13 protein-coding genes are annotated in these 15,982 nt (G+C 58.8%); 6 read left to right on the top strand and 7 right to left on the bottom strand.

Annotation, left to right across the window (positions count from 1 at the left end; all coding sequences use genetic code 11):
* Nucleotides 1–2,205 carry a S9 family peptidase gene (locus tag HAD_RS11285; RefSeq protein ID WP_051596168.1) on the bottom strand — a complete coding sequence of 735 codons (2,205 nt, stop codon included), beginning with the start codon at nt 2,203–2,205 and terminating at the stop codon, nt 1–3.
* 43 nt (nt 2,206–2,248) lie between these two features.
* Here HAD_RS11285 and HAD_RS18595 point away from each other — a divergent pair, with 43 nt between their 5' ends.
* The 4 genes from HAD_RS18595 to HAD_RS11305 all read left to right on the top strand — a co-directional run bounded on the left by HAD_RS18595 (nt 2,249) and on the right by HAD_RS11305 (nt 7,705).
* The gene (locus HAD_RS18595) at nt 2,249–3,061 is read left to right on the top strand and encodes a tetratricopeptide repeat protein (protein ID WP_162177510.1); all 813 of its coding nucleotides are present in this window, start codon (nt 2,249–2,251) and stop codon (nt 3,059–3,061) included.
* Between the two features lie 151 nt (nt 3,062–3,212).
* A complete protein-coding gene (ettA, locus tag HAD_RS11295) occupies nt 3,213–4,877 on the top strand; it encodes an energy-dependent translational throttle protein EttA (RefSeq protein ID WP_035571094.1) in 1,665 nt (554 codons plus the stop codon).
* An 82-nt stretch (nt 4,878–4,959) separates the two neighbouring features.
* On the top strand, nt 4,960–6,024 hold the full coding sequence (locus HAD_RS11300) for a glycosyltransferase family 2 protein (RefSeq protein ID WP_035571096.1): 1,065 nt from the start codon (nt 4,960–4,962) through the stop codon (nt 6,022–6,024).
* Between the two features lie 73 nt (nt 6,025–6,097).
* Nucleotides 6,098–7,705, top strand: a complete 1,608-nt coding sequence (locus HAD_RS11305; RefSeq protein WP_035571098.1) for an amidase — start codon at nt 6,098–6,100, stop codon at nt 7,703–7,705.
* 6 nt (nt 7,706–7,711) lie between these two features.
* Here HAD_RS11305 and HAD_RS11310 read toward each other — a convergent pair whose 3' ends face one another.
* The 6 genes from HAD_RS11310 to HAD_RS11335 form a co-directional block, all read right to left on the bottom strand.
* Nucleotides 7,712–9,034, bottom strand: a complete 1,323-nt coding sequence (locus HAD_RS11310) for a L,D-transpeptidase family protein (protein ID WP_084331897.1) — start codon at nt 9,032–9,034, stop codon at nt 7,712–7,714.
* A gap of 29 nt (nt 9,035–9,063) precedes the next feature.
* Entirely contained in the window at nt 9,064–9,567 is a 504-nt protein-coding gene (locus HAD_RS18060; RefSeq protein ID WP_051596170.1) for a tellurite resistance TerB family protein, read from the bottom strand.
* Between the two features lie 45 nt (nt 9,568–9,612).
* On the bottom strand, nt 9,613–10,185 hold the full coding sequence (locus HAD_RS11320) for a coiled-coil domain-containing protein (protein WP_035571100.1): 573 nt from the start codon (nt 10,183–10,185) through the stop codon (nt 9,613–9,615).
* A gap of 34 nt (nt 10,186–10,219) precedes the next feature.
* Nucleotides 10,220–12,259 (bottom strand): tetratricopeptide repeat protein, encoded by a 2,040-nt coding sequence (locus tag HAD_RS11325; RefSeq protein ID WP_035571102.1) that lies wholly within the window; start codon nt 12,257–12,259, stop codon nt 10,220–10,222.
* A gap of 282 nt (nt 12,260–12,541) precedes the next feature.
* Complete coding sequence (locus HAD_RS11330) at nt 12,542–13,168, bottom strand: MlaC/ttg2D family ABC transporter substrate-binding protein (RefSeq protein ID WP_035571104.1); 627 nt, start codon at nt 13,166–13,168, stop codon at nt 12,542–12,544.
* A gap of 34 nt (nt 13,169–13,202) precedes the next feature.
* Nucleotides 13,203–13,967 (bottom strand): MlaA family lipoprotein, encoded by a 765-nt coding sequence (locus HAD_RS11335; RefSeq protein WP_051596258.1) that lies wholly within the window; start codon nt 13,965–13,967, stop codon nt 13,203–13,205.
* Between the two features lie 150 nt (nt 13,968–14,117).
* On the opposite strand from HAD_RS11335, the gene HAD_RS11340 reads away from it, so the two are divergent.
* The gene (locus HAD_RS11340) at nt 14,118–15,095 is read left to right on the top strand and encodes an ArsR/SmtB family transcription factor (RefSeq protein ID WP_035571106.1); all 978 of its coding nucleotides are present in this window, start codon (nt 14,118–14,120) and stop codon (nt 15,093–15,095) included.
* Complete coding sequence (metF, locus tag HAD_RS11345) at nt 15,092–15,979, top strand: methylenetetrahydrofolate reductase [NAD(P)H] (RefSeq protein ID WP_084331898.1); 888 nt, start codon at nt 15,092–15,094, stop codon at nt 15,977–15,979. The genes HAD_RS11340 and metF overlap by 4 nt, the downstream gene beginning before the upstream one ends.
* Nucleotides 15,980–15,982: the final 3 nt, after the last annotated feature.

The following is a 15,982-nucleotide window of genomic DNA, read 5'->3' on the forward strand; positions in this document are numbered from 1 at the left end:
TCAATTTTCAGGGATATTGTCAGGCGCACTCAAGTGCCGGTCGAGGAAATCCAGCCGGGTCATCATCTGGTGCGTCTGGAGCGCTTCACCACGGATGCCGTGCCGTTGTCCCGGATACGTCATCAACTCGAACAGTTTCTCTTCCTGCTGCAGAATTGCCATAAGACGGGTCGAATTGTCGAACGTGACATTATCGTCGGCCATGCCGTGTATCAGCAGGAGCGGTGTATTCAGGTTGCCGGCATAAGGCAGCACGCCGGATGCGGCATACCCGTCGGGATTGTCCTCCGGCGTGCCCATGTAGCGTTCCGTATAGAATGTATCATAAAGGCTCCAGTCCGTGACCGGTGCGGAAGATACAGCGGCGGCGAATGTGTCTTCGGGCGCCTGAAGGATCGTCATCAACGTCATGTAGCCGCCATAAGATCCGCCCTGGATCGCGATCCTGTTGGCGTCGACATAAGGTTGGGCCTTTAGCCAGGAAACGCCCGCCAACTGGTCTCGCACCTCGGGCCCGCCCGTGCGGTGATAAATGACATCTTCGAATTTTCGGCCGCGATTGTCGCTGCCTCGGTTGTCGAGACGGAAAACGATATAACCCTGTCCCGCGAGGAACTGGTCTGACAAGCTGCCCCAGGCTCGTTTGACGGTCTGGACGTGCGGGCCGCCATAGACTTCGATGATCACGGGATATGTCTGCCCGGGGTCGAAGGTGGGCGGTTTCAGGACGGAATAATAAAGATCCTGGCCGTCTTCTGCCTTCAGGGTTCCAAATTCCGGCACGACGTGCCCTGCCAGGTAAGGTGCGTACGGATGGTCTTCACCCAGGGCGTTCTCTTCGATCCATCCGATAAGCTTGCCATTGATATGGTAGAGACCGGTTTGCGTTGGCTGGGTGGGGGACGAAGATGTGCCGACATAACTTTGTCCATCCGGGCTGATCTTGATGTCCCAGAACTTGCCCGCTTCGGTGATGCGGTCCGGAGGCCCCGATTGCCCGATGGGGACACTGTAAAGCTGTCGTTCCAGAACGGTATCTGCATAGCCAGTGTAGTAAAGCGTCTCGCCATCCGGTGAAACGGCTTCGATGGAGTCCAGTACCTGGTCTGGCGGCGTGATGACCTTTGTGTCTCCGTGGCCTTCAGGCGATATCGTGATCGCGTGGCGCATGCCGCCGTCTTCCACGGTCAAGAGAATGCGGCCATCGGGGAGTTCACGGAAGTCCTTGGACAGGTTCACCCATTTATCATTGTGCTCCTTGTAAGGAGACCATACCCGCCAGGGCCGGGAGTCTGTCCGGTTATATCTTATCTCGGTCTGGTCCCGATTGACGGTCAAGAACCAGAGGCTTGAACTGGTCCAGTAAACGCGGGCGAGGTAGGCATCCGGGCCTGTTTCGAAAATCCGGTCCGTACGTTCTTTCTTCAGGTCGTTTACATAGAGCGAAACTCTGGCATTCGGCCGTCCGGCGCGTGGATAGCGTTGCTCTATCACGGTGACTTTTTCGGCTTCGATGTCAAAACGCGGGATGATGTCTACTTCACTTTCATCCACTTCTGTGAAGGCGACATACCGTTCATCCGGGCTCCACCAATACCCTGTGAAGCGCTTCATTTCTTCCTGCGCCACAAATTCAGCCACGCCATAGCTGACAGCCCGGCTGGGGTCTGCTTCTGGCGTCAATCGCGTCTCTTTTCCGGTTGTGACCTCAATGGCGTAAACTGCACCATCCCTCACGAAACTGACAAAGGTTCCGCGTGGAGAAATACGGGCGTCATATTCGAATGCGTCACTGTGGGTCAGCTGCTTCGCAACCGGGCCGGAATTGGTCAGCGTGATGAGGTGGAGGTCTCCCCCAAGCGGCACCAGGATCGTGTCGGCCGCCCCCCAGCTATAGTCCGTGATGCCGGCGGAGCCTGAAATGCGTTTGCGTTCCCGCAGCGCTTTTTCCTCTTCGGACAATTCAACGGGTTCCGGTTCCAGCAGCCTGGAATCCACCAGCATGCTCTGCTTTCCCGTTGCGACGTCATACTGCCAGAGATCGAACCGGTTCTGTTCATCGGCACGGGACTTCAGGAAGGTCACGCGTGTTCCGTCAGGGGAGTACTTCACCATCCGGGCGGTTGGTCCGGACAGGGATGGCGAGGCATAAAGGCGCTCAAGCGGCAGAGAGGTTGGCGCGTCGGTCACAATGTCGGTCTCCATGGGATTTTGTCGCGTCTGTGCCGTTGACGAGGCGGCTGTGAAAATGACCGCCGCCAGTAGGGTAAACAGGATTTTAGCAACTGGTTTCATGACGACGAACCTAGCCGTGCCGCCCGCCATTTGTCATCCGTTCCTGCCCATCAAACCGGCGAGTTGCATTTTTTTCTACACAGACTGCTTTCGCCCTCTAGCCAAGCGAAGGCCTCACAATAAAGTGAGTTACATGATGAATGGGGTGGGCTTGTTTCAGGAAGCAATTACCCTGGTCGCTTCTGACCGGGGCGGCAACGCTCTCCTTCGTGGTGCCGACATGATGCGCCGCGCAGCCGATTCCGGGCATATTGCTGCTGCCAACAATTACGGTGCCATGCTTCACGCCGGACGAGGTGTCCGGCAGGATCTGGTCGCGGCACGTGCCTATTATAATCAGGCCGCGAATGCTGGCCTACCTACAGGTCTGTTTAATTTAGGCTTTATGTGTTTTCACGGGCTTGGTGGTCCGGTTGATCATCGCCGTGCACGTTTCCTGTTCCTGCGAGCCGCACAACAGGATGAAACGGACGCAATTGCCTATCTTGGCCTTATGTTGATGTCTGGTCAGGGCGGGGATGCCGATCCATCCGCCGCCCGCAACTGGTGGAGCCGGGGAGCCTCCCTCGGGAACAGCCGCTGTGCGTTCAATCTCGGCATTGCTCATGCGGGTGGTCACGGAAGTCCGCAGGACCTGGTGAAAGCGTGGCGCTGGTTCCGGCAGGCTGAACGGCTTGGCAATGAGGGGGCCACAAAGGAGCTTCGCCGTCTCGAACGCGCCATGAGCGCGGAAGAGCAGGACCGGGCATTCCGCCGGGCAAGCTGATCTGACTATTATTCGGCACCCCGGTTGACACCGGAGCCGTGTTTGCCGCCGGGCCGGTCATGGACCCTGCAGGCACCTGCGCGCTTGATTTTATGGGGCGAGTGCGTAACTCAGCGGCGATATCTCTCTCCCTGAACAGGATTCTTCCGCTATGGCCGGACCTCAATACGTTTACCACATGCAAGGCCTCACCAAGGTCTACCCCGGTGGCAAGAAGGTGTTTGAAAACATTCACCTGTCTTTCCTGCCGGATGCCAAGATCGGTGTGGTCGGCGTCAACGGTGCGGGTAAGTCCACGCTGTTGCGCATCATGGCGGGGCAGGACAAGGAATTCATCGGCGAGGCATGGTCGGCTGACGGGGTAAAAGTCGGTTACCTGCCGCAGGAGCCGAAGCTGGACGAGAGCAAGACCGTTTTCGAAAATATCGCCGCCGCCTGTCCGGAAAAGGCGATGCTGGACGAGTTCAACGAAATTTCGGGCAAGCTCGGCGAAGACTACTCCGATGAACTGATGGAGCAGATGACGGAGCTGCAGGAGAAGATCGACGCAGCGGACGCCTGGGACATCGACTCCAAAATCCAGATGGCCATGGAAGCACTGCGCTGCCCGGATGACGATGCGGATGTCAGCAAGCTCTCCGGCGGTGAGATCCGGCGTGTGGCGATCTGCGCCCTCTTGTTGTCCAAGCCCGACATGATCCTGATGGACGAACCGACCAACCACCTCGATGCCGAGACGGTAGCTTGGCTCCAGAACTTCCTGATCAATTTTCCGGGCTGCGTGATCCTGGTCACCCACGACCGTTACTTCCTGGACGATATCACAACCTGGATCCTCGAACTCGACCGGGGCCGGGGCATGCCATATCAGGGCAACTATTCTGACTGGCTGGAGCAGAAGGCCAAGCGGATGGAGCAGGAGGCACGCGAAGACCGCGGCAAGCAACGCTCGCTCGCCAAGGAACTCGAATGGGTCCGATCCAGCCCGAAGGCCCGTCAGGCCAAATCCAAGGCGCGTATTCAATCCTATGAGCAGAAGGCCGCCGAGGCTGAACGCGAAAAGGTATCGACGGCTCAGATCCGTATCCCGCCGGGGCCGCGCCTCGGGAATGTGGTGCTGGAGGCTGAAAACCTGCGCAAAGGGTTCGGCAACAATCTTCTAATCGAAGATCTCGACTTCAAGCTGCCGCCCGGTGGCATTGTCGGCGTCATTGGCCCGAACGGGGCGGGTAAGTCGACCCTGTTCAAGATGATCCTGGGCCAGGAAGAGCCTGATGCCGGCACGCTGCGCGTCGGCGACACGGTGAAATTTGGCTATGTCGACCAGAGTCGCAACAAACTCGACGACAATCACAATGTCTGGGAGGAGATTTCGGGCGGCACGGATGTCATCGATCTTGGCGGCGTGGAAGTGAATTCCCGCGCGTATGTCGGTGCATTCAACTTCAAGGGCTCGGATCAGCAGAAGAAGGTCGGCCTCCTCTCTGGTGGTGAGCGGAACCGCGTGCATCTGGCCAAGATGCTGAAGGAGAGTTCCAACGTTCTCCTGCTCGACGAACCGACCAACGACCTCGATGTGGAAACGCTGCAAGCACTGGAAGAAGGCCTTGATGCTTTCCCGGGCTGCGCGGTGATCATCAGCCACGACCGCTGGTTCCTTGACCGGATGGCGACCCATATTCTCGCGTTCGAAGGCGATTCCCATGTCGAATGGTTCGAGGGCGATTTCTCCTCTTACCTTGAAGACAAGAAGCGCCGCCTCGGCGAAGACGCCGTCAATCCGAAGCGCCTGAAATTCAAAAAATTCGCGCGGTAGGAGAATTTTTCGGTCCCTGGCGTCGACCGTCACGCAATTCGGTGCGAATCTTGCGTAAGGACGGGACGTCAGGGAGCCCGATATGACGACAAGTGCCTCGCCGAAGCTTTCGGTTGTGATCACGAACTACAATTACGCCGCCTTTGTCGCGACCGCGATCGACAGCGTTCTGTCTCAGGACGTCGAAATCGAACTCGTGGTCGTCGACGACTGCTCCAAGGACAATTCACGGGAGATCATCCGGTCCTATGGCGACCGGATCATTCCGGTCCTGCAGGAGGTCAATCAGGGACATGGCGGCGGATTCAACGCCGGATACGCCCGTACGACAGGGGATCTGGTCATGTTCCTCGATGCCGACGACTTCCTATTGCCCGGTGCGGGGCAGACGATCATTTCAAATTACGACCCTAAAATCGGCATGTATCTCTATCGGATGAACTATGCCGATGCTGAAGGCACGCTCGGTGGATTGTTCCCGCCGCCGCAAGTGCCGCTGGCCGATGGGGATGTTGCCGGGCAATTGCGCGAGATGGGGCACTATTCCGGCACGATCACGTCTGGACTTGTCTATACGCGCACCGCTTTGGAGCAGGTCATGCCGATGGATGCAGAGACGTTTCGGCAGGGTGGCGATGGGTACCTGTCTGCGACGGTGCCGCTGCACGCTGTCGCAAAGGGCTTCGACCAGCCGGTCTCTGCCTATCGTCTGCACGGATCGCAGCATTCGCAATTTGCCAAGGCCTACGCAAAGCGCGCACGCTGGCGCATTGGGCATCAACAGGCCTGCTTTGCGTGTATCCGGGAGCATGCTGCCCGGCAGGGCCTGCAAACAGCGGATGACCTGGGCGAGCGTGATCCCGGACACCTGCAGGAACGGCTCGTCTCGCTCCTGTTCGAACCCGAGCTGCATCCGGTGAAGGAAGACACCCGCCGAAGCCTGCTTAAAAAGCTGCGTGCGGCCAATCGTGAACGGTTTGGTGGCAAAGCCTTGCCGCGGAATGTCTGGTGGATCCTGATCGGTATCCTGCCGACGGGGGCGGCCCGGACTGTGCTGTCATGGAAAATAGATGTGGCGGCTCGCCCGGCCTGGATGAACAATCTCGGCCGCGCGCTCCGCAAGCGGCTTGGCATCGTAACAGGCTAGAACCACACGAAGCCCCTTGTCCTCTGCCACCCGTGGGCTAGGCTTCCCTTTTGAACGTGAAGGGGTCGTGGGCATGAGAATTCTGGTGACAGCTTCGCTGATGGCTCTGTTCCTGGCCGGATGCGGGAACCCTTCTGAACCTGCCGAACAGGACGCGGTCACGGTGATACCGTCCTATGAGGCCGCCGGCGTTGTAGCGAAGACCTTGCCGGAACTCGTGGAAGATCTGGGTGCGGGGGGCGTCACTTCAGAGGCGCTGACTCAGGCGTACCTGGACCGGATCGCATTGCTCGACCGGGATGGGCCACGGCTGCAGAGCATCATATCCTTGAATCCGAATGCCCTGCCACTTGCAAGGGCCAGCGATCAACGTCGCGCGAATGGCGATGCGCTCGGGCCGCTGGATGGTGTGCCCGTCCTTTTGAAAGACAATATCGAAAGTCTCGATCCGATGCCGACAACCGCCGGTTCTCTGGCGCTGAAGGATAATATCACCGGACGTGACAGCCCATTGGTTGCAGGCCTGAGGGCGCAAGGCGCGATCATTCTCGGAAAAGCGAACCTTAGCCAATGGGCCAATTTTCGCGATAGCGATTCCTTGAGCGGCTGGTCATCTGTTGGCGGACAAGTTCACAATCCGCATATGCTGGATCGCAATCCTTGTGGTTCCAGTTCCGGCTCTGGTGTAGCGGTCGCTGCATCCCTGGCAGCCGGCGCTGTGGGAACTGAAACCAACGGTTCGATTATCTGCCCGTCCAATGTCAACGGAATTGTCGGGTTCAAGCCGACCGTCGGTCTGGTTTCGCAGGAGGGTATCGTGCCGATCTCTCCTTCGCAGGATACAGCTGGCCCGATGACGCGCACCGTACGGGGAGTCGCGTTGATGCTGAACGCCATGGACCCTGGCGACGAGGACTATACGCTTGGACTTTCACCAGATGCGCTCAATGGGATGCGGATCGGCGTGATGCGGTTCGCCGAGGGATCCAACAAGGATATCAAGGAACACTTTGCCGCTGCGTTGGCGGTGATGGAGGCGCAAGGTGCGACGCTTGTTGATATCGACGCATTTGAGCCTGCGGCCGAAAACTACCAGGCGAGTACGCTCCCTCTGCTGGAATACGAGTTTAAAGACAGCCTGAACGCCTATCTTGCAACGACACCGGAGACGGTGACTACCAGAACGCTTAGGGAGCTGATTGCCTTCAACGAAGCGCATGCCGATCAGGAAATGCCCCTTTTCGGGCAGAGCATTTTTGAAGAGTCAGAGGCGCGAGGCCCGCTGACCGATCCGCAATATACGGGCGCGAAGGCGGCGGTGCGGTTTTCCACCCGGGAGCAGGGGATTGATCGACTGCTGGCCGAATATGACGTGAATCTGCTTGTTGCCCCTTCAGGTCCCGTCGCGCCGCGAATTGATCCGGTCAATGGCGATGTCTGGCCGGAATGGGCGGGTGCAGGCTGGATGGCGGCGCAAGCCGGATATCCGCACATGACGGTCCCGATGGGCGATGTACACGGCATACCGGTCGGCGTTTCGTTCATCGGATCGGCAGGTGACGACGCGGCGATCATTGCGTACGGCTATGCTTATGAGCAGGCGAGCCAGCTCCGGCCTGATCCACATTATCTGGCCAGCGCAGAAGAGCGGCCGGAAATCTCTACAGCGATGACGAAGTGACCGGCTTTAATGAGCAGGCGTCGACTTCAGGGCTGACAGCACTGCGGCATCCCGTTCATAGATATCCTTCAGGTAGGTGACGTCACCGCAGGAGTTGGTGACGGTCGTCAGGTACACGACGTAAACCGGGACAGCCCTGGTCAAGTCCACGCGCGTTTCCTTGCCTGAGTTGACCACCGCATCAATTGTCTGCCGGTCCCAGTCCGGCGTATCCTTCAGGATCCATGCGGCGAGATCCAGCGGGTTCTGTACGCGAACGCAGCCGGACGAAAACATTCGTTGCTCTGAGGCGAACAGGCTCTTGTCGCTCGTGTCGTGCAGGTAAACATTGTGCGGATTTGGGAACATGATCTTGACCTGCCCAAGCGCATTATGCGGCCCCGGCGCCTGACGCAGTCGATAGGGGAAAGTCTCTGGCGAGACGGCTTTCCAGTCTATGGTCGCTGGATCAACTTTATGGCCTTGCCGGTCCAGAACCTGATAGCCTGACCTGTCAATGATCTCCGGATTTTTCTGGAATTGAGGCAGCTTGTCGTTACGGGCAATGCTGTCCGGAATCTCCCACCACGGATTAAAGATGATGTATTGAATCTTGTCGGAGAAGATTGGTGTTTGACGCTGGGCCTTTCCGAAAATGGCTTCGTAGCGGTTCGTCGGCGTTTCCTGTTCGAAAGTGGTCACGTCAAAGCTGGCGATGTTGGCGAGCACGGATCTGTCGCCAAGATCATGAGGCAGCCATCTCCAGCGTTCCAGGTTCACCCGTATCTGGTCCATTTGTGCAGCGTATTTCGATCTCTTTGCGGGATCTCGTTCTGCGTCCATGGCGGTCAGCTGGCGTGCCAGCTCGCGCCGCAAGGCCAGATAAGAAGGGTGTTGAGGGGCGAGTGTGCTGAGGGTGGATGCGAGTGCATCAGCGCCTTTTTGCTTGATGGCGCCATACAAGTTCACTTCGGCGATGTCGGGCGTGGTGCGAGGCTGCAACGTATCCTGGTTCAGGTATCCGCGAGCCAGGTGAGTTGCCGCCAACTGCCAGGCGTCAGCCAGGGCAGCTTGTTGGGCACTTCCAGAGAGGGCGTTGATCTCTTCGAGGCCATACGCCTCTACGGGCAGGCCGTGTTCTGACATTCTCCGGATCGCTGCAATCAGAGTGGATGCTTCAGTGGCTTGAGCAATCTCTTGTGAATCTGGTTCAGAAACCTTGTCTGGTTCGCTGTGAGCCTCTTCTGATGCTGGTTGAGGAGAGGGAGGCGGCAGCTGCGCGCAGCTTGAAATACAAATGGTCAGTGTCGCCAGGAGTCCGGCGGTCAGGCCGATCGGCCGAATTCGCATGTCTTTGCTCCGCGGAATTGCAAGCTGTGTCAGAAGCGGTTTTTCAGCGAAATCACCTTGGTGATCAGCTTGGCTTCCTCTTCGGTGATGGTGAGAAGGCCGATCAGCTTTTCGAGGAATTCTGCTTCGGATGGCACGAGCACACCGTCGGCGAGAGCGATGTCCAGACAATGGGCGAAAACGGCCAGGTGCATGTCCTTGGGCAGTGCCTCGCAAGCCTCTGCCAGCCAGTCAGGCCGGTCGGCCCGTCGCTTCAGAACGATGCGGTTTACTTGCGCTAGTTCGTTCTGGTCGAGGTTCTTCAGGGTCCGCGAGCGGTGCGAAAGCGCACGAATTTCCTCTTGCTCCTGCTCGGCGATCCGGCCATCCGCGAATGCGGCCGAGAGGATGAGGCAAAGGAAGGCTTCCGGGATGCTCCAGTCATTGGGATGGTCCGGGAACTCAGTGACCAGTTCCTGCATGCTGAAGCCCGACTTCTTGTCGGCAGTGATCGGACCAAACAGGGCCTGAGAGGTGTCTTGTGGATCGCCCATTGGCGTATACTCCTGCTTCGATAACTACTGGGACAAACGGTCAGGTCAGTCCGGCCGCACCGGCGCCGGAACTGGCGGCCAGGCTTCAATATCCGATTTCAGCTTTGCAAGCTCATCCCGCCGTTCCGCCAGGGCGGTGATAACGTCGTCGAGCCATTCGACATTGTCCGGCAGCTCTTTCAAGCGGCGAGGCGCGTTTGACCGGCTGGGCTGTGCCAGAAGGTCGGCAATATCCTGTTCGAGCGCCTTGGACTGTTGCTGCAACTGAACGATGCTCTGGAAGCCGGCATAGCTGGCGATGGTTTGCTGCTGCTGCGCAATCACCTGGTCGCGGTTCGAGACCTGGGTTTCCAGTTTTTCCATCTTGGCAGTTTGCGCTGCCAGCTTCTGGTCGGCTTCAGCGAGTTGCGTGCTCGTACTGGAAAACACCATGAACAACGCAACCACCGCGGCAGCCAGAACACCGGCAAGGAAGATGACCATGATGAGAAGCCGGGCCTGTCCGCGTTTTGCTTCCTTCACCTGGCTCGACAAGGCCATCATGTCGTCATGGGTCGGCACGGACTGGAACACTTGCATGTCCGAATTGTCGGGGGATTGGACTGTTGGCACCGTCATACCCGGTTTTCCTCATTCTCAATGTTCATGCCATTCAGGAGCATTTCAGGACTCCATAGTGACCATAGAAGGCTTTCAGATCATTCCAGACCGGATCCTGCGGGCCAAGCGTGATCTCGCGATTGCAGCGCTGAACGACCGTAAGGCCCTGTTGTAGTCTGGCCGCGATGTCGACATCCGCCTGCAGATCGTCAAACCGCACCATGCGTTCGCGATCCGGAGCATCTGCCAGAGCTTCCTGCCCATTCGTGAAAGCGGTTTCAGCGGCTCGCAGGACACTGCGCCACTGGGTCTGGGAAGCCAGGTTGTAAGCACTGACATCCATCGATTGGGCTTGTTTCAGGAAGAACATGCCACGCAGGAGACTGGCTTCGGGCGTCCCCGCGTCAGGGCAACGGGCAAGGCCACTGCCGTTCTTTGCGTCCTTGCCGCCCCGAAGAATGGTCGCCAGGCAGGCTTGCCGGTTGTAGGCCCATGTGCGTGCGTTCAGAGATACGGCGCGTTCCGCATGGTCGAGCGCGCTCTTCTGCCAGCCGTTGGGCTGAGTGATCGTCTCGGCGACGCTCATCATGTAATTGGCTTCTGCCGCCCGCATGCCATTCAGTCCGCTATCAGCGGCGCTGAGCGCGGAGAGCGCAGCCGGGAAGTTGCCATTTTCAAACTCTTTCCGCCCGATCTCATACCGCACGTCAGCGGAGACGTTCCCTTCAGCATTGGCCTGATTGAGGGTTTGCAGTGCCAGATCTGGCTGTCCGCACGCGTCGTAGGCTTCTGACAGAGAGAGGATCGTGGAAATTTTTTCGGCCCCGGCGAGTCCAGAGATGGCGGCCTTGTATGCCGGGATGGCAAGTGTGCATTGCCCGGTATCGCCATACGCATCCCCGAGCAGGGCGTAGCGCGCGGGCGTTGGCGCCAGATTGATGGCGTCCTGCAAAGCGCTCGCGGCGCCTTCGGAAAGGGTCTGACGCTCTGCGGAGCCTGGTGTGCCTGAGATATGTGCCAGCTGCATCATCGATGTGCCGAGCGCTTCAAGGTCTTCCGCACGTTCGGCAGCTGTTCCGGATACAGACAGTATCGACGCCTTCTCGTATGCATCTACCGCGCTCTCGAGATAGGTACGCGCCCCGGATGGATCCCGTTTTGCAAGTGCCTGGTAGACCGATCCCATGCCGCGGTAGGATGGCAATTTGAACCGGTCAGTCCCGAGCGTGCTGCGATAGTCTGTAATCGCGCCAAGTGCCGCCTCTATGGATGGTGGTGGATCCGCTTGTAACAGACCTTCCCGGACGCGTTCAGCCCGCTCGAACGAGACCTCGGCGAGCCGGTCAGATGCAGATGCGGCATAGGCCGGGCATTCGCGGACGAGGCGTCTCAGGTCTTCAACGTAGAGATACTCCCGCTCGCGGCCGAGATCACTGTTCACGCGCCACCGCGTATCCAGGACTTCACAGCCGAGTCGGGCAGCTTCGGGGGCCTCCGAAACGGGAGGGATGTCGACAGTCAGCGACGAGAGCAGGGCCGCGGCATCGGACAGGCAATTGGTGCGCGTTCCGCAGCTCGCATTGGCGGTGCCGCTGTTCGCAACGCCGCGAAGCGCGCGGCTGCGTTCAAGCGTCCGGCGAACAATGAACCGTCTGTTTGTTGCGATCTGCGCCGCGCTGCCTGTCAAGCTGACCTGATTGTCCTGCTGTGAGGCCAGCGACTGGTCGAGCAGGCTGAGGGCGATCTGATTGCAGGCGCCGGCTCCGCGGCATAGCGCATTGGTTGTCCCGGTTTGGGCGAGGGCGTTATAGGCGCTGGCCGCATTGAAATAGGCGTTGGCCCGCTCTATCCCGCTACGGGCAGGATCTCCAGCCGCAGAGTTGCCTGAGCAGGACTGCGCCATCTTTTCTGCGTCAGAAACAGGCACGGCGATGGAGCGATCAAAACAGTCGCTCAACTCCGCCCATGGCTTGGCGGCGTCCGGCAGGGGTGTGTCCGGGGCGGCAGATGCGCAACTGACAACAGACAGAATGCCCAATGCGCCGAGCGACGCAGCCCAGATATTTTTGATCAGGGTTATTTGTGCCGTCATTGCCTCACCCACCAAGTCTCAGCCGTCTTTTGTCTTTTGCGGCAGCATGATTGAACGCCGCGCCATTCGACAGATTGGATTAACCATAACACCTCAGATGCCGCCGGTCATGTGGCGTTCAATACCGAAGGCCGGCCGCAGGAGTCATTGTACAGGAGTCGGCCTGCCACCGAGGTGGCATCTGCGCGGTGCTTCGACGCAGAGATCGCAGGACACCGGAAGAGAAAAGGCCCGCTTCCGGCAGGAAACGGGCCTTTGATCCGCGCTTGAATTCAAGGGAAATCAGGTTCGCTTTTCGTTTTCCAGCTTTTGCGTCATGCCCTGGATTTTGTCGATAAGGGCCTGGGCCGATCCGTTCGTCCGGTCGAGCAGGGCGAGGAACTGCGCGCGCTGTTCAATGCCGAGCCAGATCAGGTTTCCATCCAGGTTCAGTGCAACATCCACAACCTGGTATTGTCCCTTGCGCAGCAGCACTCGCCAGCGAACGTCCATATCCTTGCCGTCGTCACGGCGAATGACCGTGTTCACGATGGAATCGGTATCTGATCGGTCGACCGAGTCTTTCACGACCACAGCCTCGCCGCGGTATGCGTCGAGTTCGTTCTCATACACGGCAAGAGCGTATTCCCGGAAAACTTTCTGGTAATCCGCAAGTTCGGCTTCCGTGAAGCGGCGGGCATATTTGCCGATCGCAAAATTGGCGACCGCCTTCATGTCCGTGAATTCGTCCATGTAGGCGTTGAATTTTTTGGTACGTTCGTCCGCATTAAGTGAAGGGTCGTTGAGGGACGCGAGCACTTCGCTGGCGTTCTTCTGAACGTACGCTTCGGTTTTTGCATCCGCGGCAGCCGGAAGCGCCAGCGCGGTCAGCGCAGCGAGGGCGATTGCGGGGGTCACAAGGCGTTTCACGGGGCGAGCTCCTGCTTCAGTCGTGTCAGTCTGGCTATTCATCAAATTCGTCAAAATCTGGGAGATCTTCGTACAAATCCGACTCATCCTCCGGACGACCATTACGAATCTCAGCCTGACGCTGAGATGAATAAATACGTCGGAGGGCGACATAAGGTTCCGGCTGGGCGTTCAGCTGCTCGATCTGGTCCTCAAGTGCGACGCGGGCATTCAGGGCCGACAGGACACCCCGGCCGACGGCAATTTTGTCGTCGAGGTCTGCATCACCGTCGAATTCCGTCCAGGTCAGCGGATCGATCGCCCGGTCGACGCCAGACCCCAGCAGGTCGCGCGGCGTTGTCGGCCCCATGACAGGCATAACAAGATAAGGGCCGCTATCGACACCCCACACAGCAAGGGTCTGGCCAAAGTCTTCAGAATGCGGCTCCAGGCCCAATTGGTTCGCAGCGTCCCACAGACCGGCAATGCCGACGGTCGTATTGATCGTGAAGCGCATGAATGTATCGCCCGCACGGGCAGGTTCCGCCTGCAGCACATCGTTCACGAAAATGACCGGGGCGCGAAGATTGCGCAGAAAATCACCGATACGATCGCGGGCGAATTCCGGAGTCACCGTTTTGTAGACACCTGCTGCCGGTCCGAGGGCGTATTTGTCCACGCCATTGTTGAACGCAAACATCTGTCGATTGAAGCCTTCATAAGGGTCGGCGACAGCACCCGGATCCGCAGGATCCGTGGGAGTTGAAGCACATGCGCCCAGAGTGAAGGCCACTGCGATGGCCGCAATTCGAACGTTCATAATGGCGATTTCCCGTTTCTTGGCCCGGTACATGGTTACTACTCTCAAATGACGCAACTCTTACGAATGTAATTCCAATTACATGCGACTATGCTGCAACAGCGATAAGGTTCCTTGCAAAACGTATAAAAGAATGTTTATACGATCTTCATGAGCGAACGTTTTGACCTCACGCTGGAGCGGCTGCGGGCGGCCGGAGAGCCGACACGTCTGCGCATTATGGCGCTTCTGCGTGAACGCGACCTTTCTGTTGGCGAAATCGTACAGATACTTTCGCTTAGCCAGCCACGGCTGTCTCATCACCTGAAAGCGCTGACTGGCGCCGGGCTGGTCGAACGCCTGCCGGAAGGGTCATTTGTCTTTTACCGGGCAGCCAGCCAGGGCGATGGCCGGGTGTTCCTGGACTCGTTGTTCGAACAGCTGGGAAACCAGGTACCTGAGCTTTTGCGGGATGCCGAAAGACTGGACGAAGTCAGCGCGTCGCGCGCGGCATCTGCCCAGGCCTATTTTTCGTCTGTGGCCGACAATTGGGATGCGATTCGAACGCTTCACTATCCGAACGAGGCGATCGAGCAGGCCCTTCTGGACATCGCGGGACCGGGACCGTTTCACCGTGTTGTGGATTTCGGAACGGGGACAGGCCGGATGCTGGCCTTGTTTGCTCCGCTTGCGGCAGAAGCTGAAGGGATTGATCTCAGCCATCACATGCTGACGGTCGCCCGCGCCAATCTGGAGCGTGATGGCAGTCCTATCGCCCGCGTCCGCCAGGGAGATGTCACGGCAGTACCGTTCGAGAACGCCTCTGCAGATCTCGTGATTATCCATCAGGTCCTTCATTATGTAGCCGCGCCAAACCGCGTGATTGCCGAAGCCGGTCGTATCCTTCAGCCGGGTGGAAGGCTTCTGGTTGTGGATTTCGCGCCGCACGAACTGGAATTTCTCCGGACCGAGCATGGCCATCACCGGCTAGGCCTTTCGCCCGATGCCATGGAAGGCTGGGCGACTGCCGCCGGACTGAAACTGTCCAAACCGCGTGCATTCGCTCCGCCCCCCGAGAATGACCAGGGACTCACTGTCCATATCTGGACCGCTGAAAAGCCCGCAGACGCGCAGGAGTCCGCCGCATGAGCACATCTACGCCCCACGTATCGTTTGAGTTTTTCCCGCCCAAGAGCGACGCTATGGCAAATCGCCTGTGGGACACGGTCCAGCGCCTTGAGCCAATGGCGCCGGATTTCGTATCCGTCACCTATGGTGCCGGCGGCTCGACACGCGAACGAACCCACGAAACCGTGAAACGCATCGCGCAGGAAACCAGCCTCAAACCGGCGGGGCACCTGACTTGTGTGTCTGCGACGAAGGAGGAGGTGCTGGCGGTTGCGGAGGAGTATTGGCAGGCTGGCGTGAAGCACATTGTGGCGCTGCGAGGCGATCCGCCGGCGGGCATGGGGGCGGCGTTCGACGTGTACCCGGGCGGCTTCCGCGATGCGGTAGATCTGGTGAAGGGACTGCGCGAGCACCGGCCGGAACTTGGGAAATGTTTTGAAATTTCAGTGTCCTGCTACCCTGAACTCCACCCGGAAAGCCGGGGCTGGGATGCCGAGATCGCCTATCTCAAGGCCAAGCAGGATGCCGGCGCCGACCGGGCGATCACACAATTCTTCTTCGAGCCGGAGACGTATCTGCGCTTCCTGGACAAGGCCCGCGCCGGCGGCGTGACCATGCCTATCGTGCCCGGTATCATGCTTCAGGCGAACTTCCGCGGACTACAGCGGATCAGTGGCCTGTGTGGCGCGACTATACCGGACTGGCTGTCAGACCTTTATGACGGTCTGGACGATGATGTGGAGACCCGCGAACTTGTCACGGCGAATGTCGCGGCAGACCTTTGCCGCAAGCTGGCCGAGCAGGGTGTTCAGAACTTCCACTTCTATACGCTGAACCGAGCCGGGTTGGCCCTGTCCACATGCCGTCTGCTCGGCTTGAAACCTCGCTCCGCAAAGGCTGCCTGACCG

This window comes from Hyphomonas adhaerens MHS-3, assembly GCF_000685235.1.
In the GTDB taxonomy this organism is placed as follows: domain Bacteria; phylum Pseudomonadota; class Alphaproteobacteria; order Caulobacterales; family Hyphomonadaceae; genus Hyphomonas; species Hyphomonas adhaerens.

What these genes read in the sequence shown, in the direction of transcription:
- HAD_RS11285 (WP_051596168.1), bottom strand. Translation starts at nt 2,205, where the DNA reads ATGGAGACCGACATTGTGACCGACGCGCCAACCTCTCTGCCGCTTGAG.
- HAD_RS18595 (WP_162177510.1), top strand. Translation starts at nt 2,249, where the DNA reads ATGACCGCCGCCAGTAGGGTAAACAGGATTTTAGCAACTGGTTTCATG.
- ettA (WP_035571094.1), top strand. Translation starts at nt 3,213, where the DNA reads ATGGCCGGACCTCAATACGTTTACCACATGCAAGGCCTCACCAAGGTC.
- HAD_RS11300 (WP_035571096.1), top strand. Translation starts at nt 4,960, where the DNA reads ATGACGACAAGTGCCTCGCCGAAGCTTTCGGTTGTGATCACGAACTAC.
- HAD_RS11305 (WP_035571098.1), top strand. Translation starts at nt 6,098, where the DNA reads ATGAGAATTCTGGTGACAGCTTCGCTGATGGCTCTGTTCCTGGCCGGA.
- HAD_RS11310 (WP_084331897.1), bottom strand. Translation starts at nt 9,034, where the DNA reads ATGCGAATTCGGCCGATCGGCCTGACCGCCGGACTCCTGGCGACACTG.
- HAD_RS18060 (WP_051596170.1), bottom strand. Translation starts at nt 9,567, where the DNA reads ATGGGCGATCCACAAGACACCTCTCAGGCCCTGTTTGGTCCGATCACT.
- HAD_RS11320 (WP_035571100.1), bottom strand. Translation starts at nt 10,185, where the DNA reads ATGACGGTGCCAACAGTCCAATCCCCCGACAATTCGGACATGCAAGTG.
- HAD_RS11325 (WP_035571102.1), bottom strand. Translation starts at nt 12,259, where the DNA reads ATGACGGCACAAATAACCCTGATCAAAAATATCTGGGCTGCGTCGCTC.
- HAD_RS11335 (WP_051596258.1), bottom strand. Translation starts at nt 13,967, where the DNA reads ATGAACGTTCGAATTGCGGCCATCGCAGTGGCCTTCACTCTGGGCGCA.
- HAD_RS11340 (WP_035571106.1), top strand. Translation starts at nt 14,118, where the DNA reads ATGAGCGAACGTTTTGACCTCACGCTGGAGCGGCTGCGGGCGGCCGGA.
- metF (WP_084331898.1), top strand. Translation starts at nt 15,092, where the DNA reads ATGAGCACATCTACGCCCCACGTATCGTTTGAGTTTTTCCCGCCCAAG.